The sequence below is a fragment of the Proteus sp. fly-1067 genome (assembly GCF_040139345.1).
Lineage (GTDB): Bacteria > Pseudomonadota > Gammaproteobacteria > Enterobacterales > Enterobacteriaceae > Proteus > Proteus vulgaris_B.
In genome coordinates, this window is the sequence record NZ_JBEEUL010000131.1 from 1 (window position 1) to 652 (window position 652).

Annotated in this window: 1 protein-coding gene; it reads right to left on the minus strand. The window is 40.0% G+C overall.

Annotated elements, in window-relative coordinates; genetic code table 11:
- Positions 1-652, minus strand: a 652-nt coding sequence (locus ABN217_RS19570) for an ABC transporter permease (RefSeq protein WP_349459899.1), incomplete at both ends; no start/stop codon positions are given.

A 652-nucleotide genomic window follows, 5' to 3' on the forward strand; every position in this document is an offset into this window, starting at 1 on the left:
TCTTACCGTAATGCTATCAAGATATGAGCGATTTAAAATACGACTATTTAACGTACTATAAGGCACCCAAACGCGTAATGATTGTCCATTACCAAAAACCGATTTTTTATCTGCTATAACTCCAATAATCGTAGAAGGAATATTCCGAATAATAATTTGTTCACCAATTACGTTTTTCTTATTAGGAAAAAAGCGATGGCGAGTATTTTCATCAATCACAACAACCTGAGCTTGCCGTTGGATCATATCGTGCGTAAATGAGCGACCTTGCGAAAATTTCATCGCATACACAGTAAAATAGTCATCACTCACCCCCGCAACAGAAGCGGGCGAATCTTGATTCCCTCGGCGTAATCGCGTACTAAATTGCACTTGTGGCGTTACCGCTTGCACATAAGACTGCTGTTTTAAGGCAAAAACATCTTGTAGCGTTAATGATTGCCTGTCTTCGGGGGAGTCACTACCAAAATCTTTCCCAGGATAGATATCAATAGTATTAGAGCCAATCGCTTTTATATCAGAAAGCACCATACTTTTTGCGGCATCACCAATCACAATAATGGTCACAACAGAAGCGATCCCTATAATAATGCCGAGCATTGTCAATAAGGTACGTACTTTATTGACAACCATGGCACGCCAAGCCATTTCT